22 protein-coding genes and 1 tRNA gene are annotated in these 25,014 nt (G+C 69.7%); 18 read left to right on the forward strand and 5 right to left on the reverse strand.

Annotated elements, in window-relative coordinates:
• Window positions 1-285, forward strand: a complete 285-nt coding sequence (locus tag VGU03_RS00145) for a hypothetical protein (protein ID WP_327477603.1) — start codon at window positions 1-3, stop codon at window positions 283-285.
• On the opposite strand, the gene VGU03_RS00150 is transcribed toward VGU03_RS00145, so the two are convergent.
• The gene (locus VGU03_RS00150) at window positions 227-1,102 is read right to left on the reverse strand and encodes a DMT family transporter (protein ID WP_327477604.1); all 876 of its coding nucleotides are present in this window, start codon (window positions 1,100-1,102) and stop codon (window positions 227-229) included. The two genes, VGU03_RS00145 and VGU03_RS00150, sit on opposite strands and share 59 nt — an antisense overlap.
• 122 nt (window positions 1,103-1,224) lie before the next feature.
• Here VGU03_RS00150 and VGU03_RS00155 point away from each other — a divergent pair, with 122 nt between their 5' ends.
• From VGU03_RS00155 to VGU03_RS00170, 4 genes are all read left to right on the forward strand, one after another.
• Window positions 1,225-2,394: an acyl-CoA dehydrogenase family protein gene (locus tag VGU03_RS00155; protein WP_327477606.1), complete on the forward strand. Its 1,170-nt coding sequence runs from the start codon at window positions 1,225-1,227 to the stop codon at window positions 2,392-2,394.
• 140 nt (window positions 2,395-2,534) lie between these two features.
• Window positions 2,535-3,077 (forward strand): GNAT family N-acetyltransferase, encoded by a 543-nt coding sequence (locus VGU03_RS00160; RefSeq protein WP_327477607.1) that lies wholly within the window; start codon window positions 2,535-2,537, stop codon window positions 3,075-3,077.
• Window positions 3,074-3,580 carry a hypothetical protein gene (locus tag VGU03_RS00165; RefSeq protein WP_327477608.1) on the forward strand — a complete coding sequence of 169 codons (507 nt, stop codon included), beginning with the start codon at window positions 3,074-3,076 and terminating at the stop codon, window positions 3,578-3,580. Before VGU03_RS00160 ends, VGU03_RS00165 begins: the two co-directional genes overlap by 4 nt.
• Before the next feature lie 40 nt (window positions 3,581-3,620).
• A complete protein-coding gene (locus tag VGU03_RS00170; protein ID WP_327477609.1) occupies window positions 3,621-5,888 on the forward strand; it encodes a thiamine pyrophosphate-dependent enzyme in 2,268 nt (755 codons plus the stop codon).
• 146 nt (window positions 5,889-6,034) lie between these two features.
• On the opposite strand, the gene VGU03_RS00175 is transcribed toward VGU03_RS00170, so the two are convergent.
• Window positions 6,035-7,714, reverse strand: coding sequence for a diguanylate cyclase (locus VGU03_RS00175; RefSeq protein ID WP_327477610.1), 1,680 nt, complete (start codon window positions 7,712-7,714; stop codon window positions 6,035-6,037).
• 416 nt (window positions 7,715-8,130) lie between these two features.
• Here VGU03_RS00175 and VGU03_RS00180 point away from each other — a divergent pair, with 416 nt between their 5' ends.
• From VGU03_RS00180 to purF, 7 genes are all read left to right on the forward strand, one after another.
• A complete protein-coding gene (locus VGU03_RS00180) occupies window positions 8,131-8,688 on the forward strand; it encodes an NADPH-dependent FMN reductase (protein ID WP_327477611.1) in 558 nt (185 codons plus the stop codon).
• 104 nt (window positions 8,689-8,792) lie between these two features.
• On the forward strand, window positions 8,793-9,215 hold the full coding sequence (locus VGU03_RS00185; protein ID WP_327477612.1) for a heavy metal-responsive transcriptional regulator: 423 nt from the start codon (window positions 8,793-8,795) through the stop codon (window positions 9,213-9,215).
• Window positions 9,216-9,277: 62 nt separating this feature from the next.
• Window positions 9,278-11,533: a heavy metal translocating P-type ATPase gene (locus VGU03_RS00190; protein ID WP_414655913.1), complete on the forward strand. Its 2,256-nt coding sequence runs from the start codon at window positions 9,278-9,280 to the stop codon at window positions 11,531-11,533.
• An 801-nt stretch (window positions 11,534-12,334) separates the two neighbouring features.
• Window positions 12,335-13,624, forward strand: coding sequence for a bifunctional tetrahydrofolate synthase/dihydrofolate synthase (gene folC, locus VGU03_RS00195; protein WP_327477614.1), 1,290 nt, complete (start codon window positions 12,335-12,337; stop codon window positions 13,622-13,624).
• Between the two features lie 72 nt (window positions 13,625-13,696).
• Complete coding sequence (locus tag VGU03_RS00200) at window positions 13,697-14,683, forward strand: SPOR domain-containing protein (protein WP_327477616.1); 987 nt, start codon at window positions 13,697-13,699, stop codon at window positions 14,681-14,683.
• 22 nt (window positions 14,684-14,705) lie between these two features.
• Window positions 14,706-15,305 (forward strand): CvpA family protein, encoded by a 600-nt coding sequence (locus VGU03_RS00205; RefSeq protein WP_327477618.1) that lies wholly within the window; start codon window positions 14,706-14,708, stop codon window positions 15,303-15,305.
• 34 nt (window positions 15,306-15,339) lie between these two features.
• Complete coding sequence (gene purF / locus VGU03_RS00210; protein WP_327477620.1) at window positions 15,340-16,815, forward strand: amidophosphoribosyltransferase; 1,476 nt, start codon at window positions 15,340-15,342, stop codon at window positions 16,813-16,815.
• Between the two features lie 6 nt (window positions 16,816-16,821).
• On the opposite strand, the gene VGU03_RS00215 is transcribed toward purF, so the two are convergent.
• Window positions 16,822-17,199: a VOC family protein gene (locus tag VGU03_RS00215; RefSeq protein ID WP_327477622.1), complete on the reverse strand. Its 378-nt coding sequence runs from the start codon at window positions 17,197-17,199 to the stop codon at window positions 16,822-16,824.
• A gap of 85 nt (window positions 17,200-17,284) precedes the next feature.
• Between VGU03_RS00215 and VGU03_RS00220 the strand changes: the two genes are divergently transcribed.
• The gene (locus tag VGU03_RS00220; RefSeq protein ID WP_327477624.1) at window positions 17,285-18,088 is read left to right on the forward strand and encodes a ferritin-like domain-containing protein; all 804 of its coding nucleotides are present in this window, start codon (window positions 17,285-17,287) and stop codon (window positions 18,086-18,088) included.
• Between the two features lie 99 nt (window positions 18,089-18,187).
• On the opposite strand, the gene VGU03_RS00225 is transcribed toward VGU03_RS00220, so the two are convergent.
• A tRNA-Pro gene (locus VGU03_RS00225) sits at window positions 18,188-18,264 on the reverse strand.
• Window positions 18,265-18,421: 157 nt separating this feature from the next.
• Here VGU03_RS00225 and hisS point away from each other — a divergent pair.
• The 3 genes from hisS (at window position 18,422) to VGU03_RS00240 (ending at window position 22,267) form a co-directional block, all read left to right on the forward strand.
• On the forward strand, window positions 18,422-19,795 hold the full coding sequence (gene hisS / locus VGU03_RS00230) for a histidine--tRNA ligase (RefSeq protein ID WP_327477626.1): 1,374 nt from the start codon (window positions 18,422-18,424) through the stop codon (window positions 19,793-19,795).
• A gap of 110 nt (window positions 19,796-19,905) precedes the next feature.
• Entirely contained in the window at window positions 19,906-21,819 is a 1,914-nt protein-coding gene (locus tag VGU03_RS00235) for an aromatic amino acid ammonia-lyase (protein WP_327477628.1), read from the forward strand.
• A gap of 43 nt (window positions 21,820-21,862) precedes the next feature.
• Window positions 21,863-22,267 (forward strand): DUF6165 family protein, encoded by a 405-nt coding sequence (locus tag VGU03_RS00240; protein ID WP_327477630.1) that lies wholly within the window; start codon window positions 21,863-21,865, stop codon window positions 22,265-22,267.
• Between the two features lie 102 nt (window positions 22,268-22,369).
• Here the strand turns inward: VGU03_RS00240 and VGU03_RS00245 are convergent, their stop codons facing one another.
• Window positions 22,370-23,440 (reverse strand): glycosyltransferase family 9 protein, encoded by a 1,071-nt coding sequence (locus tag VGU03_RS00245; RefSeq protein ID WP_414655914.1) that lies wholly within the window; start codon window positions 23,438-23,440, stop codon window positions 22,370-22,372.
• Window positions 23,441-23,461: 21 nt separating this feature from the next.
• Between VGU03_RS00245 and VGU03_RS00250 the strand changes: the two genes are divergently transcribed.
• Window positions 23,462-24,190 (forward strand): 3-deoxy-D-manno-octulosonic acid kinase, encoded by a 729-nt coding sequence (locus tag VGU03_RS00250; protein WP_327477632.1) that lies wholly within the window; start codon window positions 23,462-23,464, stop codon window positions 24,188-24,190.
• Window positions 24,187-24,945 carry an MBL fold metallo-hydrolase gene (locus VGU03_RS00255; protein WP_327477633.1) on the forward strand — a complete coding sequence of 253 codons (759 nt, stop codon included), beginning with the start codon at window positions 24,187-24,189 and terminating at the stop codon, window positions 24,943-24,945. The genes VGU03_RS00250 and VGU03_RS00255 overlap by 4 nt, the downstream gene beginning before the upstream one ends.
• Window positions 24,946-25,014 lie beyond the last annotated feature (69 nt).

The raw sequence follows: 25,014 nt of genomic DNA on the forward strand, positions 1-25,014 counted from the left end.
ATGGGCAGTGGGATCCGGCTGTTCGCCGCGGACTCGCTGCTGGCCCGGTGGGTCCTGCGCTGGGGCGGCGCCGCGTGGCTGGAAGGCTGGCGCGCAAGCGTGCTCCTGGACTGGATCCACGCCGGCTTCTGGAGCGGGGAGCAGATCAAGCTCTACGTACTGCTGCTCTGGCTGCTGCACGCGGGCTGGTTCCTGCTCGGGCTGTTCCAGCCGTCGCTGCGCCAGCTCAGACCAGCTTCATGCGCCGCCACCAGCCGCTCACCTGGTCCTCGCGCACCAGCGTGAACAGGCCGGCGCCCAGGATCATCGCGATGCCGACGAGCATCGGCCAGTCCAGGCGGTCCCCGAACAGCCAGTAGCCGAAGCCGATCGCCCACAGCATCTGGCTGTATTGGGTCGGCGCCACGCGGTTGGCAGGCGCAGCCTGGGTGGCGAGCATCAGCAGCACGCCGGCCAGCGCCGCGAGCAGGCCGTAGCCGGCCAGCAGCCACCATTGGTGCAAGGTCGGCCAGACGAACGAAGGCAGCATCAGCACAAAGCCGGTCGCCAACGGGCCGACCACGCCGGCGCCGTACAGGCTGATGCGCTTCTCGTGGGCGCCGGCCATGCGCAGCGCCACCACCGAGATCGCGCCGGCCATGCCGCAGGTGATGGCGGCGAAATGGCCCAGTCCCAGGTGACGGAAGCCTGGCCGCAGCACCACCAGCACGCCCAGGAAGCCGGCGAACACCGCCGACCAGCGCCGCCAGCCCACGTGTTCCTTGAGAAAGATCACCGACAGCACGGTCACGAAGATCGGCATCAGGAAGATCAGCGCGAAGGTCTCGGCCATCGGCAGGTGCGTGAACGCGACCACGGCGGACAGGTTGCTGACCGCGCCGGTGACCGCGCGGATCCACCAGAGCGAAGGCCGGTTGGCGACGAACACCTCGTGCCAGCGGTCGCCCGGCTTGCGGATGAACGGGATGGCGGCCAGGCCGAGCAACGCGCCGAAGAACACCGCCTCGAAGACGGGCAGCGAACCGTGCAGCGACTTGACGAAGGCGTCGCTGACCGCATAGGCCGCGTAGCAGGCGAAGCCGAGCAATACACCCTTGAACATGCGTTCTCCCGACGGCGGCGCACAGGTTGGCGCAAATGCGGCCGAACCGGCCCCCAGTGGCATGACCATACCCGCTGGCGGCGCTAGAATGCCGGGCTTGTCCCAACCACTGGAACCGAAGCATGGCCGCCCGCCTCGACCCGCTCGACCTGTACGACGTCCGCTCGCTGCTTACCGACGAGGAGCGCATGGTGCAGGACACTGTCGGCCGCTTCGTCGACGAGAAGGTGCTGCCGATCATCGGCGATTGCTTCGACCAGGGCCGCTTTCCCAAGGAGCTGATCCCCGAGATCGCCAACCTGGGCCTGCTCGGCGCGACGATCCCGGAAAAGTACGGCTGCGCCGGTATGAACGGCGTGAGCTACGGCCTGATCTGCCAGGAGCTGGAGCGCGGCGACTCGGGCCTGCGCAGCTTCGCCTCGGTGCAGAGTTCGCTGTGCATGTATCCGATCTACGCCTACGGCAGCGAAGAGCAGAAGATGCACTACTTGCCCGAGATGGCGGCGGGCGAGGTGATCGGCTGCTTCGGCCTGACCGAACCGCACGGCGGTTCGGACCCGGCCAACATGAAGACCAACGCCAGGAAGGACGGCGGCGACTGGGTCATCAACGGCGCCAAGATGTGGATCACCAACGGCAACATGGCGCACATCGCGATCGTCTGGGCGCAAACCGAGGACGGTATCCAGGGCTTCATCGTGCCGACCGATTCCAAGGGCTTCGCCGCGCAGGAGGTGCACAAGAAGATGAGCCTGCGCGCCTCGGTCACCAGCGCGCTGTTCTTCGACAACGTGCGCGTGCCCGACGCCAACCGCCTGCCCAACGTGAAGGGCCTCAAGGGCCCGCTGGGCTGCCTGACCCAGGCCCGCTACGGCATCACCTGGGGCCCGATCGGCGCCGCGCAGGCCTGCCTGAAGGAGGTGCTGGACTACACCGCCGAGCGCATCCTGTTCGGCCGCCCGCTCGCCTCGAACCAGGCGATCCAGTTGAAGCTCGCCGACATGGCCCGGCGCATCACCACCGCGCAGCTGCTCTCGCTGCAGCTGGGGCGCCTGAAGGACGCCGGCGCCATGCAGCCCACCCAGGTCTCGCTGGCCAAGTGGAACAACGTGCGCATGGCGCTGGACATCGCCCGCGACTGCCGCGACATCCTGGGCGGCGCCGGCATCACCACCGAGCACTCGGCGATCCGCCACGCGCTGAACCTCGAATCGGTGATCACCTACGAGGGCACCGAGACCGTGCACCAGCTGGTGGTTGGTCGCGAGCTGACCGGCATCAACGCGTTCTGATGCTCCTCCCCTCCGGGAGAAGGTGGCGCGAAGCGACGGATGAAGGTTGGGCTCGGTGCGCGACGGTGACGTCCGCGCAAGTCCCGCACCCTTTCCCCAACCCCTCTCCCCGGCGGGAGAGGGGCTTTAGGAGCCAGGCCTTGCACGTTCCGGACATCCGCATCGAAACCGACCGACTGGTCCTGCGCCCGACCGGGCCGGAGGATTTCGAGGGTTGGGCCGCGCTGATGGGCGACGAGGACAACTCGCGCCACATCGGCGGGCCGCAGGCACGCCCGGTGGCCTGGCGGGGGTTCCTTTCCATGGCCGGGGCGTGGGCGATCCAGGGCTACGGCATGTTCTCGGTGATCGAGAAGGCCAGCGGCCGCTGGATCGGCCGGCTCGGCCCCTGGTGCCCGGAAGGCTGGCCCGGCACCGAGGTGGGCTGGGGCCTGCTGCGCGAAGCCTGGGGCAAGGGCTACGCCACCGAGGGCGCAGCCGCGGCGATCGACTGGGCGTTCGCCCACCTTGGCTGGACCGAGGTGATCCACACCATCGCGCCGGACAACCTCGCCTCGCAGCGGGTCGCCCGGCGGCTCGGTTCCAGCCCGCAGGGGCCGGGCCGACTGCCCGAGCCGTTCCAGGACCTCGTCGTCGAGGTATGGGGCCAGAGCCGCGAAACCTGGATGCGCCGTCGCGCATGAGCCATATCCCGCCCGCGCTGTTCGTCGCGCTCGCCGAAGCGGTGCCGGAACTGCACGTGCACTGCGCCGATCCGTGGTGCCTGATCGGCAGCGCCGCCGCGCGGCTGCTCGGCGCCGAGGTGGGCGTGGCGGACGTCGACGTGCTGGTGTCGCGGGCCGATGCGCAGGTCCTGGCCTCGCACTGGGCTGATCGCCGCGACGCCAGCTACGCCCCCGCCGACGGCGACCGCTTCCGCTCGCATTTCGCCCGCTTCCGCTTTCCCGGCATGCCGGTGGAGCTGATGGGCGGGCTGGAGCACGACGCGGGCGAAGGCTGGCGGGCGGTGCCGCCCGGGCGCCTGGTGCTGGTCGGCCTGGAAGGCCTGGCGGTGCCGGTGCCCTCGCTGGACGACCAGATCCGCATCCTCGAATCCTTCGGCCGCGACAAGGATCGTGCTCGCGCCACCGCCCTGCGGCAATTGCGCCAGCCGGCATCCGTGCTGCCCATCGTTCCTTCTTCCTGACGGCCGCTTCGGCCACTCCCCGTACCGGTACGAGTCCATCATGACCACTGCGCTTCCCATCACCGCCCGCCACAAGGGCTTCAACCGCGCCGAGATCGTCGACCAGAACTTCACCGAGTTCGTGAAGCTGTGGCAGGGCGACGTGCATGCTGCCCCGCGCGACGATGCGCCGGTGCTGCCGGGCAGTGCGCTCGATGCGCGCGGTTTCCGCGAGCTGCTGGAGTCGCAGCTGATCAGCCGTCATCTCGATCTGATGGCGCGCGTGCTGCGCGTGCAGAACAAGGTGTTCTACACCATCGGTTCGTCCGGCCACGAAGGCAACGCGATGGTGGCGCGGCTCACCCGCCACACCGATCCGGCCTTCCTGCACTACCGCTCGGGCGGCTTCATGGCCGAGCGCTTCCGCAAGCTGCCGGGCATGGATCCGGTGATGGATTCGGCGCTGTCCTTCGCCGCCAGCAAGGACGATCCGGCCTCCGGCGGCCGCCACAAGGTGTGGGGCAGCAAGCCGCTCTGGGTGCTGCCGCAGACCTCGACCATCGCCTCGCACCTGCCCAAGGCGCTGGGTACGGCCGTCGCCATCGATCACGCGCGGCGCATCGGCCACACGCTGCCGGTGCCGGATGATTCGATCGCGATCTGTTCGTTCGGCGACGCATCGAGCAACCACGCCACCGCGCAGACGGCGTTCAACGCGGCGGCGTGGACGGCCTACCAGAAGCTGCCCGCGCCGGTGCTGTTCGTGTGCGAGGACAACGGCATCGGCATCTCGGTGAAAACGCCGACCGGCTGGGTGGCGAGCAATTTCCAATCGCGCTCCAACCTCGACTACTTCTTCGCCGACGGTCTGGACCTCGCCGAGGGCTACGCCCAGGTGCAGCGCGCGGTGGAGCATTGCCGCGGCACGCGCCGGCCGACCTTCCTGCACCTGAAGACCACCCGCGTGATGGGCCACGCCGGCACCGACTTCGAGATCGAGTGGCGCAGCATCGAGGAGCTGTGCGCGGTGGAGGCGACCGATCCGCTGCTGCGCTCCGCCGCGATCGCGCTGGAATCGGGCCTGTATTCGAAGGACGCGCTGCTGGCGCTGTACGAGGCCACCCGCAAGCGCTGCTTCGCCGCCGCCGAGGAAGCCGACCGCCGGCCCAAGCTCGAGCGCCTGGAGGACGTGATGGCGCCGCTCGCACCCTACACGCCGGCCAGGGTGAAGGCCGAGGCCGAGCGCGCCGACTACGCCGACGCGCGCCTGAAGGCCTTCGGCAGCGAGGACAAGCTGCCCGAGAACCAGCTGCCGCGGCACCTGGCCATCCAGATCGGCCAGGCGCTGCACGACATCATGGCCAAGTACCCCGAATCGCTGCTGTTCGGCGAGGACGTCGCGCAGAAGGGCGGCGTGTACACGGTCACCAAAGGCCTGCACAAGACGTTCAGGAACACCCGCGTGTTCAACACCCTGTTGGACGAAACGGTGATCCTGGGCCTGGCCCAGGGCTATGCCAACATGGGCATGCTGCCGATCCCGGAGATCCAGTACCTGGCCTATTTCCACAATGCGGGCGATCAGATCCGCGGCGAGGCGGCCAGCCTGCAGTTCTTCTCCAACGACCAGTACCGCAACCCGCTGGTGATGCGCGTGGCTTCGCTGGGCTACCAGCGCGGCTTCGGCGGCCACTTCCACAACGACAACTCGATCGCCGCGCTGCGCGACATCCCGGGCCTCATTGTCGGCTGTCCCAGCCGCGGCGACGACGCGGCCACCATGCTGCGCACGCTGACCGCGCTGGCGAAGGTGGACGGGCGCGTGTGCGCCTTCCTCGAACCCATCGCGCTTTACATGACCAAGGACCTTTACGAGGCCGGCGACGGCGCCTGGCAGTTCGCCTATCCCGCACCCGGCGAGGCGATGGCGCTGGGCGAGGGCCGCGTCTACGGCGAGAAGGCGAACGATCTGGTCGTGTTCACCTTCGGCAACGGCGTGCCGATGGCGCTGCGCGCCGCGCGCACCATCGAGGCCGAGCTCAAGTGGAAGGTGCGCGTGGTCGACCTGCGCTGGCTGGCGCCGCTCAACGACGACTTCATCGCGGCGCAGGCGAAGAGCGCCAAGCGCATCCTGGTGCTGGACGAGGGCCGCAAGAGCGCCGGCGTGGGCGAGGGCGTGATCACCGCGATTGTCGAGGCCGGCCTGGGTGCCACGCCGCTGGAGCGGGTGGTCGGCGCCGATACCTTCACCCCGCTGGCGGGAGCGGCGTTCCTGGTGTTGCCGGGCGAGGCGGACGTGGTGGCAGCGGCGCGCAAGCTCGCCGGCTGACGCCGTCCCCGGGAAGGGCGGTCCGGGCAGTTCCTGCCCCGTCCGCCCGTCGGCACTTTCCACCCAAGCGCGGGCTCACGTGGCGGGGCAGGCCGGTGGCTATCTTCGCGCCACCGGGATTTGTGCGAAGAGCGGGCGGGCGCGCTTCAGTCGTCCACTTCGCTTACCTGCGGCCAGGGCTGATTCTCCAGGCCGCGCGGCCGATCGTACATGCGCGCCTGGTTGCGGCCGTTCACCTTGGCCTGGTACATCGCCTGATCAGCGCGCTCGATCAGCGCCTCCAGGGTGTCACCGAAGGTGCGCATGGCCACGCCGATGCTGACGCTCAGCATGAACTCCTGGTTGACCGGGATCTCCAGCCGGTGCACGCGCCGGCACAGGCGCGTGGCCACCTGCATCGCCTGCTCCTGCACCACGCCGTCGAGCATGGCGATGAACTCCTCGCCGCCGTAGCGTCCGAGCAGGTCGGACGGCCGCAATTCGGCGCGCAGCGCTTCGGCCACCTCGATCAGCGCACGGTCGCCGGCGCGGTGGCCTTGCTGGTCGTTGAGCAGCTTGAAGCGGTCGAGGTCCAGGAACAGCAATGCCAGCGGCCGCCCGGCGCTGTCGGCCAGCATCGTTTCGGCCGCTTCGTTCCACGCGCGCCGGTTGAGCACGCCGGTAAGCGAGTCGTTGTCGGCCAGCGCACGCACCATGTCGCGATCGCGGCGCATGATCAGCGCGCGGTCGCCCAGGCCGATCGACAGCACGATCGCCTCGAACGCGCCGGCCACCACGCTGGCGTCGCTGATCCAGCCCATGCGGGGCAGGGCGCCGCTCAGCTGGGCGGTGGACAGGGCGGTGAGCGCCAGCAGCGGCGTCCAGCCGACCAGGAAGAACCAGGCGTGCCGCGAACCGTGCGCGGCCGCCACGATCGCGGTGAGCAGCATCAGCATCGCGGCGAGAATCAGCAGCGGATCGACCAGTGCCTGCGACACATCCACCAGCAGGCCGATCGAACTGCTGCGCATCAGCACCAGCATCGGCATGCCGATGGCCAGCGCCAGCACCGGCGCGCGCAGCAGCGGAGCGAAGCGCTGCAGCTCGCAGAAGCGCGCCATGAACAGCGCGGCGAACGCCACCGACAGCGCGATCGCCGCGGACTCCAGCAGGCCGGCCGAGGGCGCCAGCCAGCCGAATTCCAGCGGGTGGAACAGGAATCCAGTCTGCACGCTCTGGATCAGCGCGTAGCAGAAGATGTAGCCGGCGTACCAGGAAAAGGTGTTGTCGCGGAGCATCAACGCGAAGCACAGCGCCATCATCGCCATCGTCAGCATGACCGCGAAGCAGGCGCTGAAGAGCGTCAGCCAGTGCGCGTCGTGCGCGAGGAAGGAGCTCAGCGATTCCAGGTGGAAGCTCAGCGGCGGGGCGATCCCCTCGGTCGGCTCCAGCCTGATCAGGATCAGGGTGGCGGCCGGAACGTTCGCCGGGTAGCGGTAGGCGAGCCGGCCGTGGCCGAGCGGCAGGCCGCCGGTTTCGTCCAGCGCCAGGCTGGCGATCGGCCCTTTCTGGTCGTAGATCGTGATGCGCCCGGGCGCGGGCGGATAGATCGTCAGCACGCGTTCCTCGTCCACCCAGGGCGGTTGCGGGCGCAGCACCACCCAGGTGCCCAGCCCCGCGCGCGGGAAGCTGTGCAGCAATGACGGGTCGAACGCGGCCAACTGGCCCTTGCGGAACTGCTCGATCACCGCGGCGGGAGTGTCCCCCTCGCGAACCTCGCGCCAGCCGCCGTCGAGCGGCACGGCTGCCCGCACCACGCCGAACCACAGCCACAGCAAACCGAGCACGCACCCGGCAACCGGGAGCCTGCACTGGTTCCATAGCCTTGCTGCGGCAAGCCTTCGCATTCCCCCTGGACCCCGCTGGCGGCCTTGGCTTGATTCCGCCGGCCGTATCCAACCCCTGGCCAGGCCAGCCGGCTGCTGCGCAGCGGCGTGCCTGGGCCTCGAACGATCCTAACCCGAACCGTCTGCCTGCCCGCCTGGTTTTTCGCGGACACACCAGAGGCTGTTCTAGCAGGGTCTGTGCCAATGCGGAAACCCGGTCGCACCAGCGCTCACGGCTCCTTGGCAGCGCAAGCGGCATGCTCGCCGAATCGCGGCCGTGTCTGACCCTGTGGGGTAGCTATGGACCCAACCGAGCAGTCACGGCACGCCCTTCGCCAACCACCATGCCCGCTGGCGGGCCATCAGCGGAGAAGTCCATGAGCATCAAAGTAGCCGTACTGGTCGGCAGCCTGCGCAAGGATTCCTACAACCGCCGCCTGGCCCGCGCCGTGGAAAAGCTGGCTCCGCAGGAGCTGGCCTTCGAGCACGTGCGCATCGACGACCTGCCGCTCTACGACCAGGACTTCGACGCCGACTACCCGCCGCGGTGCCAGCAGCTCAAGGCCCAGATCAAGGCGGCCGACGCGATGCTGTTCGTCACCCCGGAGTACAACCGCTCGGTCCCCGGCGTGCTCAAGAACGCGATCGACATCGCCTCGCGGCCCTACGGAACCAGCGCCTTCGCGGGCAAGCCGGGCGCCGTCATCGGCGCATCCGTCGGCGCCACCGGCAGCGCGCTGGCCCAGCAGCACCTGCGCAATACGCTGGCCTACCTGAACGTGCCGCTGCTGGGCCAGCCGGAGGTCTTCGTGCAGTTCAAGGACGATGGCCCGGTCGACGCCAACGGCGAAATCACCGTCGACAGCACGCGCAAGTTCCTGCAGGGCTTCGTCGACCACTACGTGGCGTGGGTGCACCGCATCCTCCAGCGATAGGTCCGCGCGGATCCGAGGTCTCCACCCGTTCCGGCCGCGGCGGGCTGCGGTGCGACGTACTTGCGCTTGACTCTGGACCTGGATCATAGGTCTAGACTTTCGCCATGAACCCGGAAACCGCTTCCCCGCTCACCATCGGTGCCGTCGCCAAGCGCGCCGGCGTGGCCATCGACACCATCCGCTACTACGAACGCGAGGGGCTGCTGCCCGAGCCGGCGCGGCGTCCTTCGGGCTATCGCAGCTATGGCGAGGACACGGTGGCGCAGCTGCGCTTCATCCGGCGCGCCAAGAACCTCGGCTTCACCCTGGAGGAGATCCGCGAGCTGCTGGCGCTCTCGGCCGACCGGCAGCGCGGCGTCAGGGCGGTCAAGCAGCGCGCACAGCAGCGCCTGGCCGAGATCGAGGCGCGCATCGAGGAGCTCCAGCGCGTGCGCGCCGGGCTGGCGCAATTGATCGAGGCCTGCCCGGGCCACGGCAAGCCCGAGCAGTGCCCGATCCTGCGCGCGCTCGACGGGGACCGGCCATGAGCAGTTGCTGCCACGCCCAGGTCCACCCGTCACATGCGGCCGTGAAGGACCCGGTCTGCAGCATGAGCGTCGACCCTCATGCGGCCGAGCACCGCGCCGAGCACGCGGGAAAGACCTGGTACTTCTGCAGCGGGCGTTGCCGCGAGCGTTTCGTCGCCGCTCCGGAGCGCTTCCTGGGCGGGCAGCAGGCGCCGCCGGCGGATGCCGGGGACATCTATACCTGCCCGATGCACCCGGAAGTGCGCCAGGTCGGTCCGGGCGATTGCCCCAAGTGCGGCATGGCGCTGGAGCCGCTGGCGCCGGGCGCGCAAGCGGACGATGGCGGCGAACTGCACGCGCTGTGGCGCCGCTTCGCCTGGCTGGCCGTGCTGACCCTGCCGGTGGTGGGGCTGGCCATGGGGCCGCACCTGGCCGGTCATCCCTGGCCGGCAGGCTGGATCGGTCTGTCCGGCGGCATCGAGGCGCTGCTGGCCAGCGTGGTGGTGCTGTGGGGCGGGGCGCCGTTCTTCCGGCGCGGCTGGCGTTCGCTCAGGCCCTGGTCGCCCAACATGTACACCTTGATCGCGCTCGGCACCGGCGTGGCCTGGGGCTACAGCGTGCTTGCGCTGCTGCTGCCGGGCCTGTTCCCGGCCGGCTTGCGCATGCATGGCCGCGTGGGCGTGTACTTCGAGTCGGCGGCTGTGATCGTCACCCTGGTCACGCTGGGCGACCTCCTGGAGCTGCGCGCGCGCCGGCGTACCGGCGAGGCGCTCAGGGCCTTGCTCGGACTGGCGCCGAAGATGGCCCACCGCGTGGAGCACGACGGCGAGCGCGACGTGCCGCTGGGGCAGGTGCAGGTCGGCGACCTGCTGCGCGTGCGCCCCGGTGAAAAGGTGCCGGTCGACGGCGTGGCGACCGAAGGCGAGAGTCACCTTGACGAGTCCATGCTCAGCGGCGAGCCGATGCCGGTGGCCAAGGGGGCGGGCGACCGCCTCACCGCCGGCACGGTCAACCAGGACGGCACGCTGCTGCTGCGCGCGCAGAAGGTGGGCGGCGACACGATGCTCGCGCAGATCGTCGCGCTGGTGGCGCAGGCGCAGCGCAGCCGCGCGCCGCTGCAGCGCGTGGCCGATCGCGTGGCCGCGTGGTTCGTGCCCGCCGTAGTGGCCACGGCGGTGCTCGCCTTCGCCGCGTGGGCGGGGTTCGGGCCGGAACCGGCGCTGGCGCACGCGCTGGTGGCCGCGGTGTCGGTGTTGATCATCGCCTGTCCCTGCGCGCTGGGCCTGGCCACGCCGATCTCGATCATGGTCGCCAGCGGGCGCGGCGCACAGGCGGGCGTGCTGTTCCGCGATGCCGCCGCGATCGAGGCGTTGCACCGCGTGGACACGCTGGTGGTGGACAAGACCGGCACGCTGACCGAGGGCCGTCCCACGCTGCGCGAAGTGGTGGCGCTGGGCGATCTTCCGAAGGAGCGGCTGCTCGCCCTGGCGGCCGCGTTGGAGCAGGCCAGCGAGCATCCGCTGGCGCGCGCGATCGTCGCCGGGGCGCAGGCCGTGGGCGGGCGCATGCCGCCCGCGGATGGCTTCCGCGCTCTCACCGGCCGCGGCGTGTGCGGGCGTATCGAGGGTGCCGAGGTCGCGCTTGGCAATGCGCGCCTGCTGGATGAACTCCACGTCGCACCGGACCGGGCCGCCGCAGCGCAGGCCGAACGGTTGCGCGCCGGGGGCGCCACCGTGATGTTCCTGGCGGTGGATGGCAGGCTGGCGGGCCTGCTCGCCGTCGCCGACCGCATCAAGGCCGATACGCCCGCCGCGCTCGACGCCCTGCGCCGCGAGGGTCTGCGCATCGTCATGCTCAGCGGCGACCACGCCACCACCGCGCAGGCGGTCGCACGCGAGCTCGGCATCGATGAGGTGCATGCCGAGGTCTCGCCCGCCGACAAGGCGGCCGTGGTCGAACGCCTCCGGCGCGAGGGCCATCGCGTGGCGATGGCCGGCGACGGCATCAACGATGCCCCGGCGCTCGCCAGCGCGGACGTGGGCATCGCCATGGGCAGCGGCACCGACGTGGCGATGGAGAGCGCCCAGGTCACCCTGGTCAAGGGCGAGCTGTCCGCCATCGCCCGCGCCCGCGCGCTTTCGCAGGCGACGGTGCGCAATATCCACCAGAACCTGTTCTTCGCCTTCGTCTACAACGCGGTGGGCGTGCCGGTGGCGGCGGGCGTGCTGTATCCGCTGTTCGGGGTGGTGCTCTCGCCGATGATCGCGGCGCTGGCGATGAGTCTGTCGTCCGTTTCGGTGGTGACCAACGCCTTGCGGTTGCGCAGCGCGCGCCTGTGATCCTTCCTTCGTCTGCGGGTGCCCGATGGACGTATGGAGGTTTCCCGGAGCTTTACGCTTCCTTGGTTTGGCCCTTGCGTGGCCTCCTCGCGACTTGGCTCGCCTGCGGCGGGCTTCCGATCGCCTTCGGCGCTCGGGTCACTTTCTTTGCTGGCCCAAAGAAAGTAACCAAAGAAACGGCCTGTTCAGCCCGGTGAGAGATAAGAGCTAGGCGCCATTGCGCCTTGCCGAGCAGGTCTCTTGCTCATAGAGGAGCCGCAGCCGCTTTGCCGCGGGCGCTCGGGAGTTGAGGCAAGAGAGGTAATGCCGCAAGTTTGGAAGTGTCGCCCTAGCGTTCCCGCTGAATGGATGCCGCAGGGGCGCACAACTGAGTTCGAGGCGAGCGGATTGAGATCTACCTTTCAAGAAGCATCGTTGGGTGCACTTCAGCCCATCAAGCAGACATGGGTCGACGTACCTGACTGCAACTACAGCGACGGACCACGCACGACGGGCAATTCTCCCTTGCCCCAGCTTCCGAGCGCCCGCGGCAAAGCGGCTGCAGCTCCTTTATGAGCATGCGACGTACCAAGCAAGGCGAGGCGGCACCTAGCTCTTATCCCTCACCGGGTTTAGTGAGGCCGTTTCTTTGGTTACTTTCTTTGGGCCAGCAAAGAAAGTGACCCGAGCGCCGAAGGCGATCGGAAGCCCGCCGCAGGCGAGCCAAGTTGCGCGTAGGCCTCGCAAGAACAAAGGCTCAAGCGCAGCATCACCGACCTCGATGCCTTAAGCTGCGCGCGCCCGCGCCCCAAGGGACCCCCCATGCCCCGCACGCTCGCCGAATGGCTGGCCTACCAGGAACACGTCAACCCGCGCAGCATCGAGCTCGGTCTCGAACGCGTACGCACGGTCTGGCAGCGGATGGGCGCACCCGCGCCGGCGCCGTGCGTGGTGACCGTGGGCGGAACCAACGGCAAGGGTTCGACCGTCGCCCTGTTGGAAGCGACGCTGCGTGCCGCGGGCCGGCGCGTGGGCTGCTACACCTCGCCGCACCTGCTGCGCTACAACGAGCGCGTGCGCATCGACGGCCGCGATGCGACGGACGAGGCGCTGGTCGGCGCGTTCGAGCGCATCGAGGCGGCACGCGGCACGGGCGCCGATGCAGTGCCGCTGACCTATTTCGAGTACGGCACGCTGGCTGCGCTGGATCTTTTCGCGCGCACGGAGCTGGACGTGGCCGTGCTCGAAGTCGGCCTCGGCGGTCGCCTGGACGCGGTCAACATCGTCGACGCCGATGCGGCGGTGATCACCACCATCGACCTGGACCACATGGACTGGCTGGGCAACGACCGCGACAGCATCGGCCGCGAGAAGGCGGGCATCGCGCGGCGTGGCCGGCCGGCAATCCTCGGCGAGCTGGACCCTCCCGTCGGTCTGCTCGATGCGCTGGCCGCCAGTGGCGCGCGGATGCAGCGGGCCGGGCAGGACTTCAGCGCACAACGGCTGGAGCGGGGCTGGCGTTGGCGGCATCGGGACGGCACCGCGTTCGATCTGCCCGACCCGGCGCTCGCCGCGCCGGTGCAGTACGCCAATGCGGCGGCTGCGGTAGCCGCGCTGCATGCGCTGGGCACCGAAGGCCGCATCGGCCCGATCGCGCTGGGCCAGGCGGCGGCCGATGGCCTTCGTGCCGTGCAGGTGCCGGCGCGCCTGCAATCGCTCGGCGGCGACCCGCTGCTGGTCGTGGACGTGGGCCACAACCCGCAGGCCGCCCGGGCCCTGGCCGACTGGCTCCAGGCACGCGGTTTCCCGCGCGTGCATGCGGTCTACGGTGCGCTGGCGGACAAGGACGTGGCCGGCGTGCTGGCCGCGCTCGGGCCGCAGGTCGATCACTGGCACCTGGCCGGCCTGGATGGCGCTTCACCGCGCGGGCTGCCGATCGGCGCACTGGCCCAGGTGTTGCGGCAGGTCTTGCCACAGGCCGTGTCCGACGCGCATGCGGACGTGCCCGCTGCGCTGGCCGCGGCGCGGGCGCGGGCGCGGCCGGGGGAATGCATCCTCGCGTTCGGCTCCTTCTTCGTCGCCAGTGCGGTATTGGCTGAACCGGCAGTCTGAGCGGACCGTGCCACAGGCACGGGCAGGTATAATCCCGCTACTTGAGTGCCGTGCGGCCTTGGAGCTTCAGTCTTGAAAACACGCCTGCTGGGTGCCTTCGTCCTGATCGCGTTGATGGTGCTGTTCGTGCCGATGTTCTTTTCCAGCACGCCGCCCACCACTGCCGGCGACCAGGCAGTGAGCCTGGCCATCCCTCCGGCGCCGGACCGCGACCTGCAGACGCGCACGATGAGCCTCAACCCCGGTGCGCCCGCCAGCGCGGGCAGCGCCGTCAGCCCTGCCGGCGCCGCGCCGGTGATCCCGGCGAGCACCCAGTCGGCCGCCGCGGCGCCGTCGGACCGCCTGGCTACCGTCGACATCGCCTCGCGCCGTCCGCGCGACGTGGAAATGGAGCCGAACGCGGGCACGTCGAACGCGGGCACGTCGCCGGCGGCTCCCGTGATACCGGCCAAGCTTGCGCCGCCCGCACCGCAGCCGGCCGCCCAGCCGGTACCCGCCAGTTCCTCCCAGGACACCGCCGGAACCGCTGCGCGCGGCAGTTACACGCTCAATCTGAGCGCCTATTCCAGCACCGGCGCGCAGCGCCTGATGCAAAAGGTGCGCGAGCTGGGTTATCCGGTGGCCGGCCGCCCGGTCAGCCAGGGCGGCAAGGCGCTGACCCTGGTCACCGCCGGCCCGTTCCAGACGCGTACCGCCGCGGAAGCCGCGCGCCTGAAGATCAGCCAGAGCGTCCCCGGCGCGCCGGTGCACCTTGAAAGTGGCGCCAGCGACCAACACGGTGATGTGGCTGCCACCCCCGCCACTGCCGGCGCCCCCGCACGCGCGGGCGGCTTCGCGGTGCAGGTGGCGGCGATGGGCAGCCAGGCCGACGCCAGTGCGTTGCGCGACAAGTTGCGCGCGGCGGGCTTCGACGGCTTCGTCGACACGGTCACTTCCGGCGGCCGCCAACTGTGGCGCGTGCGCGCCGGCCCACAGGTCCAGCGCGCCGACGCCGAGCGCGTACGCGACCAGATCAAGGCGCGGCTGGGCCTGGCCGGCAACGTGGTGAGCGTGCCGTAAGGCGCGCTGGCAAGGGGCAGCGATGAACTGGATCGACTACGCCATCCTGGTCGCGTTGGCCCTGTCCGTCCTGGTCGGGCTATGGCGCGGGCTGATGTCGGAGGTGCTTTCCCTAGCCGCGTGGATCGCGGCGTTCTGGGTGGCATGGGTGTTCGGGCCGCTGGTCGCCGCGCAGTTCGAGCACAGCATTTCCCTGCCGGCGGGACGCATCCTGCTCGGCTACGGCTTGTGCTTCGTGGCGGTGCTGATGCTCGGGGCGCTGCTGCGATTCATCGTGCGGAGGCTGCTGTGGAGCACCGGCCTGGGCGGCCTGGACCGGCTGCTGGGCATGCTGTTCGGTTTCGCGCGCGGCGTGCTGCTGGTGACGCTGGTCGTGTTCCTGGCCGGCTTCACCGCGCTGCCGCGCGAGCGCGGCTGGCACGAATCGACGCTGTTGCCGCAGTTCCAGGTCGCCGCCGGCTGGCTGGGCGAGCGGGTACCGGCGAACGTGCGTCGCTACCTGCATCCGCCGGCCGGGCTGCCGAAGCTGCCGTCGGGCTTGCCGGCGCTGCCGATCCTTCCGGGCGGTTCACCTGCGCCGGCGCAGTCTGTGCTTTCGGCCGCGCAGGCCACGCTTACCTGAACCCAAGTTCATCTCGATACGCAGGCATCAAAACATGTGCGGAATCATCGGCATCGTCGGTACCACCGAAGTGGCATCGGCGCTCTATGACGGACTCACGGTGCTGCAGCACCGCGGCCAGGACGCGGCCGGCATCGTCACCGTCGATGGCGCGCACCTGCGCCTGCACAAGGGCAACGGCCTGGTGCGCGACGTCTTCAACCAGGGTGCGATGAGCCGGCTGCGCGGGCACATCGGCCTCGGCCATTGCCGCTATCCGACCGCCGGCTCGGACAACGCCGACGAGGCGCAGCCCTTCTACGTCAACTCGCCCTACGGCATCGCCTTCGCGCACAACGGCAACCTGGTCAACACCGAGGCGCTGCGCCGCGAGATGTTCCAGGACGACCGTCGCCACATCAACACCGATTCGGATTCTGAGGTGCTGCTCAACGTGCTGGCGCACGAGCTGCAGATCCAGGACCGCATGGCGCTGACGCCCGACCAGATCTTCAAGGCGGTCGCCGGCGTGCATGCGCGCGCGCGCGGCGGCTACGCGTGCCTGGCGTTGATCCAGGGCTACGGCCTGCTGGCCTTCCGCGACCCGCACGGCATCCGCCCGCTGGTGCTGGGCGAGCGCGTGACGCCGGAAGGACGCGAGTACGCGGTGGCTTCCGAATCGGTCGCCTTCGACGTGCTGGGCTTCAAGCGCGTGCGCGACGTGGCGCCGGGCGAGGCGGTGTACATCACCGTCGACGGCCAGCTGCACGCGCGCCGCTGCGCCGAGGGCGCGGTGCATGCGCCGTGCATCTTCGAGTACGTATACCTGGCGCGGCCCGACTCGATGATCGAGGACGTCTCGGTCTACAAGGCGCGCCTGCGCATGGGCGAGAAGCTGGCGCAGAAGATCATGCGCGAATGCCCCGACCACGGCATCGACGCGGTGATCCCGATCCCCGACACCGCGCGCACCGCCGCCAGCTCGCTGGCCAACGTGCTGGGCGTGCCGTTCCGCGAGGGCTTCGTCAAGAACCGCTACGTGGGCCGCACCTTCATCATGCCGGGGCAGGGCGACCGCGTGAAATCGGTGCGCCGCAAATTGAACGCGATCGACCTGGAATTCCGCAACAAGACGGTGCTGCTGGTCGACGATTCGATCGTGCGCGGCACCACCTCCAAGCAGATCATCCAGATGGCGCGCGACGCTGGGGCGAAAAAGGTCTATTTCGCCTCCGCCGCGCCGCCGGTGCGCTATCCCAACGTCTACGGCATCGACATGCCCTCGGCCAGCGAGCTGGTCGCCGCCGGCAAGAGCGAGAAGGAAGTCGAACAGCTGCTGGGCGCCGACTGGCTGATCTACCAGAACCTGGACGACCTGGTCTGGGCCGTGCAGGACGGCAACGAGGAGCTGAAGCAGTTCGATACCTCCTGCTTCTCCGGCGAGTACGTCACCGGCCTGGACCGCGACTACCTGCAGCAGATCGAAATGCTGCGCTCGGACGACGCCAAGGCGGCGCGCCGCAGCGCCTGACCCCCGTCAGCCGATGTTGTGGCCGATGTGCCACAACACGCCCGAGGGATCGATCAGATGGAAGTCGCGCATGCGCCACGGACGGTCCGCCGGCGTGGTCATGCGCACGTTGTGCTCGCCATAGCGGCCGACGAGGTCCTGCTCGACCAAGCGCCGGTGCCAGGCGTCGGCGTCGTCCACCAGCAGGTGCATCATGAAGTTGTCGGCATGCGCCTGGTCGTAGAAGCGCTGCAGCAGGAAGCTGCATTCGTCCAGGGCGAAGTAGGCCACGCCTTCGAATTCCGATCGCTCCTGGAAGCCCATGTCGGCGTAGAAGCGCCGCGATACCTCGTAGTCCCGGGCCGGGACGAACGCCTTGATCTCGATCGCATGAAGGTTGGGCATGTCCGGTTCCATGGCAACGGCGGGACGCCACTATGCAGCCGCGGCACTGGCCCAGGCAACGCAAGCCACGACGTAAACTTGCCGCATGAACGATCTGCACCAAGCTGCCCGGCGCTGCATCGACGCCAGCGATCCGCAAGAAAAGCTGCGCCTGACCCATGAGACATGGCGCGCCCTGACGGCGGGCGAACTGCGCCCCGGCCCGCTGGGGCCGCCGCCGGGGGCGATCGGAGCGCCGGGCCGGCCGTCACGCCCACGCCTGGTCGAGGCGCGCCAGGTGCCGCAGCGCGGCCTGGGCACGCCGGAAGGCCGCGCCGCGCTCGTCCATGCCATCGCGCACATCGAATTCAACGCGATCAACCTGGCCTGGGACGCGGTCTACCGCTTCCGCGGCTTTCCCGCCGACTACTACCGCGACTGGGCCAGCTGCGCCCACGACGAGGCGCGCCACTTCGCCATGCTCGATGCGCGCCTGTCCGAGCTCGGCCACGCCTATGGCGACTTCGACGCCCACAACGGGCTGTGGGAGATGGCCGAGAAGACGTCCCACAGCGATCTCGCCCGCATGGCGCTGGTGCCGCGCGTGCTGGAGGCCCGCGGCCTGGACGTCACACCCGGCATGATCGAACGCCTGCACGGCGTCGGCGACCGGCGCACCATCGAGATCCTGCAGGTGATCCTGCGCGAGGAGGTCGCCCACGTGGCGGCCGGCACGCGCTGGTTCCGGTGGTGCTGTGAGCGCGACGGGGTGGAGCCGCGCGCGACGTTCGTGCAGCTGCTGCGCGAGTTCATGGGCGGCAACGTGCGCGGGCCTTTCAACCGTTCCGCGCGGCTGGCCGCGGGCTTCGACGCGGAAGAAATGGACCAGCTCGCCGCGCTGGCCGTCTGACCGTAGGCAAGGCCGCCGGGCCTGTTGCCGCGCAGGGCGCCGCCTTGCCGAAAGCGCAAAGAAAAAGGCCACCGCTAGCGGTGGCCTTTCCTCGAACCTTGGTCGGGGTGACATGATTCGAACATGCGACTTCTACGTCCCGAACGTAGCGCTCTACCAGGCTGAGCTACACCCCGTGGAGCCGCGTATCTTAGTGAGCCGGCGAAAGCTTGGCAACATCCCCGCCAAATTTTCCCGCGGCGCGCGCCGGGCGGCACGTGGCCATCTGCTAACCTAGGCGGCTGCCGTTGCGCGGCTTGGCCGCGCGTCCGTTACCCGCAAGCAGAGGATTCCATGGCGCTTACCCCGGCCCGCACCATGCCCGGCGTGCTCGAGCTGCTGCCGCTGGACCAGATCGCGTTCCAGCGCATGCTCGACATCATCCGCCGCAACTTCGAGCGCTTCGGCTTCCTGCCGGTGGAAACGCCGGCGATCGAGTTCTCCGACGTGTTGCTGACCAAGACCGGCGGCGAGACCGAGCGGCAGGTGTACTTCGTGCAGTCCACCGGTGCGCTGGCCAAGGAGGGCACGCCGGAACTGGCGCTGCGCTTCGACCTCACGGTGCCGCTGGCCCGCTACGTGGCCGAGCACGAGCACGACCTGAGCTTTCCGTTCCGCCGCTACCAGATGCAGCGCGTGTACCGCGGCGAGCGCGCCCAGCGCGGGCGCTTCCGCGAGTTCTACCAGTGCGACATCGACGTGATCGGCAAGGACAGCCTGACCACGCGCTACGACGCGGAGCTGCCGGCGGTGATCTACAGCGTGTTCCGCGAGCTGGACATCGGCGCCTTCACCATCCAGCTCAACAACCGCAAGCTGATGCGCGGCTATTTCGAAAGCCTCGGCATCGCCGACCCCGAGCAGCAGATGCTGGTGCTGCGGGAGGTGGACAAGCTGGACAAGCGCGGCGCCGATTACGTGCGCGACACGCTGACCGGCGACGCTTTCGGGCTTGCCGCGGACGTGGCCGCGAAGATCCTGGACTTCGTGCAGGTGCGCTCGACCTCGCTGGCCGACGCGTTCGCCAGGCTCGACGCGCTGGGCAGCGGCCCGCAGGCGCTGGAGCAGGGCAGGGCGGAACTGAAGGAGGTGCTCGGCTTGATCCGCGACTTCGGCGTGCCCGAATCGCACTTCGCGCTGAACCTCTCGATCGCCCGCGGCCTGGATTACTACACCGGCACCGTCTACGAGACCACGCTCAACGATCATCCGCAGATCGGCTCGATCTGCTCGGGCGGCCGCTACGAGAACCTGGCCAGCCAGTACACCAAGTCCAAGCTCCCCGGCGTGGGCATCTCCATCGGCCTGACCCGCCTGTTCTGGCAGCTGCGCGAAGCCGGCCTGCTCGGCAGCGCGCGCAGCACGGTGGAGGTGCTGGTGACCCAGATGGATCCCGCGCAGCTGCCGGCCTACCTGGCGATCGCCAGCGAGCTGCGCGCGGCCGGCATCGCCACCGAGGTGGTGCTGGAAACGGGCAAGCTCGCCAAGCAGTTCAAGTACGCCGACCGCGCCGGCATCCGCTTCGCGCTGGTGCTAGGCGAGGACGAACTGGCCAAGGGTGTGGTCACGGTCAAGGACCTGCGCCGCGGCGACCAGTTCGAAGTGGCGCGCGGCGAACTGGCCAAGGCGCTGCGGGTGGAACTGGAGCAAGCGGCGGTGATGGGCTGAGACGCCCGCACCGGTACGAGCGAGGACGCGAAAACATCCACCCGCCAGACGTCATCCCGCGAAAGCGGGAATCCATTTCGCTCTGGCGAGAGAAAACCAACGGAGCACCCGTGGACAAGATCATTCTCGATGGCCGCAGCCTGACCCGCGCCCAGCTCGTCGCCGTGGCGCGCGAGGGTGCGGCCGTGGCGCTGGATCCGGCGCAGCTCGAGCGCGTGCGGCACGCGGCCGATTTCCTGGCCGAAAAGGTCAGCTGCGGCGAGCCGACCTACGGCGTCACCACCGGCTTCGGCAGCAATGCCGACAAGTTGCTGGGCGGCCATCGCATGCGCGACGAGCTGGTGATGGACCGGGCCGATCCGCGCCATCCGGCCCGGGAAGGCGTCAGCCTGATGGAGGAGCTGCAGCACAACCTGATCGTCACCCACGCGGTCTGCGTGGGCAAACCGTTCGCGCCGGAAGTGGTGCGTGCGATGCTGGCGATCCGCATCAATACGCTGATGCGCGGGCACTCGGGCATCCGCGTGGCCACGCTCGAGGCGCTCACCGCGATGCTCAACCGCGGCGTGGTGCCGGTGGTGCCGGAAAAGGGCTCGGTGGGCGCCAGCGGCGATCTCGCGCCGCTCTCGCACCTGGCGATCGTGCTGCTGGGCGGCGGCGAGGCCTTCTTCGAGGGCGAGCGCCTGCCGGGCGCCGAGGCCTTGGAACGCGCGGGGCTGGAGCCGATCCGCCTCTCCTTCAAGGAAGGCCTGGCGCTCAACAACGGCACGGCGCAGATGCTCGCCACCGCGGCGCTGGCGCTGGACGAGCTGGAATACCTGCTGGACGTGGCCGACCTCGCCGCGGCGACGACGCTGGACGCCTTCGCCGGCCGCAGCGGCGCGCTGCGGCCCGAAGTGCACGCGCTGCGCCCGCATCCGGGCCAGGTCGACACCGCCGCGCACGTGCGCGAGCTGCTGGGCGGCTCGACGCTGGTGGACATCCCCTATCACCTGGTGCCGCGCTTCAAGCCGTGGAACGCCGAGGCCTGGGATCGCCCCGAAGACCAGGCGCTGTCCTTCGACATCGGCTGGGACTGGGTGCCGGCCAACCAGCGCCATGGCCGCGAGGCCTTCTACGACCGCTTCCTGCCGTTCAAGGGCGGCAAGAAGCACCAGCCGCAGGACGCCTATTGCCTGCGCTGCATGCCGCAGGTGCACGGCGCGGTGCGCGACGCCTGGCGCCAAGCCTGCCGGGTGATCGACATCGAGCTCAACTCGGTGACCGACAACCCGCTGATCTTCCCCGACGCCGAGGACGCACAGTTCATCGAGGAGCAGGTGATCTCCGCCGGCCACTTCCACGGCATGCCGCTGGCGCTGGCGATGAGCTACGTCAAGGCCGCGATCCCGGTGCTGGCCTCGATCTCCGAGCGGCGCCTCAACAAACTGGTGGATCCGGCCACCAACGACGGCCTGCCGGCCTTCCTCACCGGCAACGAGGACGGCACCGATTCGGGCTTCATGATCGTGCAGTACACCGCTGCGGCGCTGGTCAACGACCTGGCCACCCGTGCGCATCCGGCCAGCGTGTACTCGGTCCCGACCAGCGCCAATGCCGAGGACCACGTCTCGATGGGCGCCAACGAGGCGCGCCACGTGCTGGAGATGATGGAGGACCTGGGCCACGTGCTGGCGCTGGAGCTCTACACCGCCGCACAGGCGCTGGATTATCGCCGCGAGATGCTCAACGCGGCGCGCCGGCTGGCCGCGCGCGGCGACTGGCGCGCGCTGGCCGGGAAGATCGGCAACGCGCCGCGCGAAGGCCATCCGCAGCATGCCCAGTTCGAACAGGAAGTGCGCCAGCTGATGGCCGCGCTGGCGCGGAGCGAGGAGTTCCACGCCGGCGCCGCCGTGCAGGCCGCCCACACGCTGCTGCGCGAACGCATCGCTTTCATGCACCGGGACCGCGCGATGGACGGCGACGTGCGTGCCGTCTGCGAACTGCAGCGCCGCCGCGCCTTCGCGGCCGCCGCGCGTCCCTGACCGGTCGCCGGCCTCGGCGATTACCCTGATTCCCGGAGTTCCCATGAGCCTCATTCAAGTCCCGGTTTCCTACGGCGAGCTGATCGACAAGATCACCATCCTGGAGATCAAGTCGCGCCAGATCAGCGATCCGGCCAAGCTCGCCAACGTGCGCAACGAGCTGGACCTGCTCAACGCGACCTGGGCCAACGACGCGGCCTCGCAAACCGACATCGGCGGCGAGCGCGCGCGCCTGCTGGCCGTCAACGAGGCGCTGTGGGACATCGAGGACCGCATCCGCCTGAAGGAGAAGGCGCAGGCCTTCGACGGCGAATTCGTCGAGCTGGCGCGTTCGGTGTACTTCCGCAACGACGAGCGCGCGGCGGTCAAGCGCGAGATCAACTTGAAGCTGGGCTCGCAGCTGGTCGAGGAAAAGTCGTACCAGGATTACCGCTCGCCGGGCGCGTAAAGCGGGCCTTCGACTCCGGCGCCGCGCGCCTACGTCCAGGGCGACCGATCGCCTGAACCGTTCGCGCGCAGGGCAACGTCGAAGCGCAACCCAGGCAAGAGGTCAGGCAAGCCCGCGCGACGAAACGAACGCCTCGAACCGCTCGATCACGTCGTCGACGCCGATCAGGTCCATCACGCCCGGCCGTTCGATCTTCGTACCCCACGCCAGTTCGCTGGCCGGTTTGCCCAGAAAACGCCGCGCCGCCTCGTCGTATTTGTCGACGCACCAGCGGCGGTCGGAGTAGGGCCCGGATCGGTTCGGGTTGCTCGCCGCATGCAGTCCCAGCACTTTGGTGCCCATCGCGTTGGCCATGTGCATCGGTCCGGAGTCGGGCGTGAGCAGCAGCTGCGCGCGACTGCACATGGCGAGCATCCGCTTGAGCGTGTCCTTGCCGGTGAGGTCGGGCGGCGGGCGTTTGCAGGCGCCCAGCACCGCATCGGCCATCGCCCGCTCCCCGGGCGAGGGGCCGCCGACCAGCGCCACGCGCCAGCCGCGCGACAGCACGTGGTCGACCACCGCCGCGTAGCGTTCCGGGCGCCAGTTGCGCAGGGCATGGCTGGACGTAGGGCTGACCAGCAGGGTGGGCGTGTCGCCGGGCAGTTGCTGTGCGGCCCAGGCGTGCGCCTCCTCGGGCACCGGGATGTCCCAGCGCACCTGCGTCTGCTTCATACCCAGCGGTTCGCAGAAGCTGCCGAGCGCGTCCAGCACGTGCTCGCCGCTGCGAGCGGGAATGCGCTCGTTGATGACCAAGCCATGCAGGTCCTTCGACCGCGCGGGGTCGTAACCGATGCGTCGATGCGCCCGAACGCCCAGGCTCAGCAGGTTGGAGCGCAGCGCCACCTGCATCTGCAGCAGCGCGTCGAAGCGGCGGCCGTGCAGTGCATTCCACACGGCGCGCATGCCCGCCCGGCCGGCGCCCTTGTCGAACGTCACGAACTCCACGCCCTCGATGTCGCCGACCAGTTTGCGTTCCAGCTTGCCCACGATCCAGGTGAGCGCGGTCTGCGGCCAGGCCTGCTGCAGCGTGCGCACCAGCGGCACCACGTGCGTGACGTCGCCGATCGCCGAGGTGCGCAGCAGGCACAGCGCAGCGGGGGCGGGCAGAGGGCTTGGGCTAGAATCGCGGGACATGAACCTCTCCTTCGGCCGCCCATGATGATGCAGGAGCAGATCCGCGCGGAAGCCGGCGGCGCGGTGCTGAGCGACGCATCGCTCGCGCCTGCGGCTGATGCGCGCTGGTTCGATCCGGCGTACTGGCGGCAAAGCGGCGCCCTGCACCCGCTCGGCGGCGGACGCGGAGGGGTGGCGGTGATCGACACGCCGGCCGGAACCGGCGTGCTGCGCCATTACCACCGCGGCGGCCTGGTCGCCCGGTTCAACCGCGACCGCTACCTGTGGACGGGCGCCGACCGCACGCGCAGCTTCGCCGAGTTTCGCCTGCTCGCGCAGGCCGCGGCGCTGGGCCTGCCTGCGCCGCGACCCATCGCGGCACGCTACGTGCGCCATGGGCTCTTCTACGCGGCCGACCTGATCACCCGCCGCATCGAAGACGCCCAGACGCTGGCGCAGTGCCTGGCCGCCGGCCGGCTGGATGCGGACCTCGCGCGGGAGACCGGCGCGCTGGTCGCGCGCTTCCACCGCGCGGGCATCTGGCATGCCGACCTCAACGCGCACAACGTGCTGGTCACCGGCGCGGCGCTGTACCTGATCGACTTCGACCGCGGCGAGCCGCGCGCGCCGGCCGGAGGCTGGCGGCTGGCCAACCTGGCGCGGCTGCGCCGGTCGCTGCTCAAGCTCGGCGCCGCCACGCGGATTCCCGATTTCCAGGCGGCCGTCTGGGAGCCGCTGCTCTACGGCTACGAACGGACGCTGGGCGCATGAACTGGTCGCTACGTTTTCTGGGCGTGGGCGCCGCCCATGCGGTGGAACTGGGTTCGTCCGCCGCCGTGCTCGAGCGCGATGGCGAGCCCTTGCTGCTGATCGACTGCGGGCCCGATACGCTGGACCGCTATCGCGCCGCCTACGGCGGGCTGCCGCGCGCCATCTACATCACCCATACGCACCTGGACCACGTCGGCGGCATGGAGCGGCTGTTCACGCGGCTATGGTTCGACGAGGCGCTGCGCGGCAGCGTGCGTGTGTTCGTCCATGCGGCGCTAGTGCCGTGGCTGCAGGCGCGCGTGGCCGACTACCCCGGCGTGCTGGCCGAGGGCGGCGTCAACTATTGGGAAGCCTTCCGGCTGGTGCCGTGCAGCCGCGGCTTCTGGCTGGACGGCTGGTGGTTCGACGTGTTTCCCACCCGCCACCATCGCCCCGACACCTCGTTCGGCCTGGCGCTGCACGGCAGCTTCGTCTTCACCGGCGACACGCGGCCGGTGCCCGAGATGCTGGCGCGCTACGCGGCCGCGGGGGAGCGCGTGCTGCACGATTGCGGGCTGGTCGGCAATCCTTCGCACAGCGGCGTGGACGACCTGGAGCGCGAGTACGACGAGCCACTGCGCCGGCAGCTGGTGCTGTATCACTACGGCAGCGCCGCCGATGGCGAACGGTTGCGCGCGCGCGGTCATGCGATCGCCCAGCCTGGCGAACGGATCGAACTGCCGGCACCGCGGCCACCGCGAGCGGATGCAGGCTAGCCGCACGGCTACCTCTCCCTGGCTGCACCGCGGTAGAGGGAGCACGAGCGATCGCTTGTCTATGCGAGG

It is taken from the genome of Frateuria sp., assembly GCF_035944355.1.
Classification (GTDB): domain Bacteria; phylum Pseudomonadota; class Gammaproteobacteria; order Xanthomonadales; family Rhodanobacteraceae; genus Frateuria_A.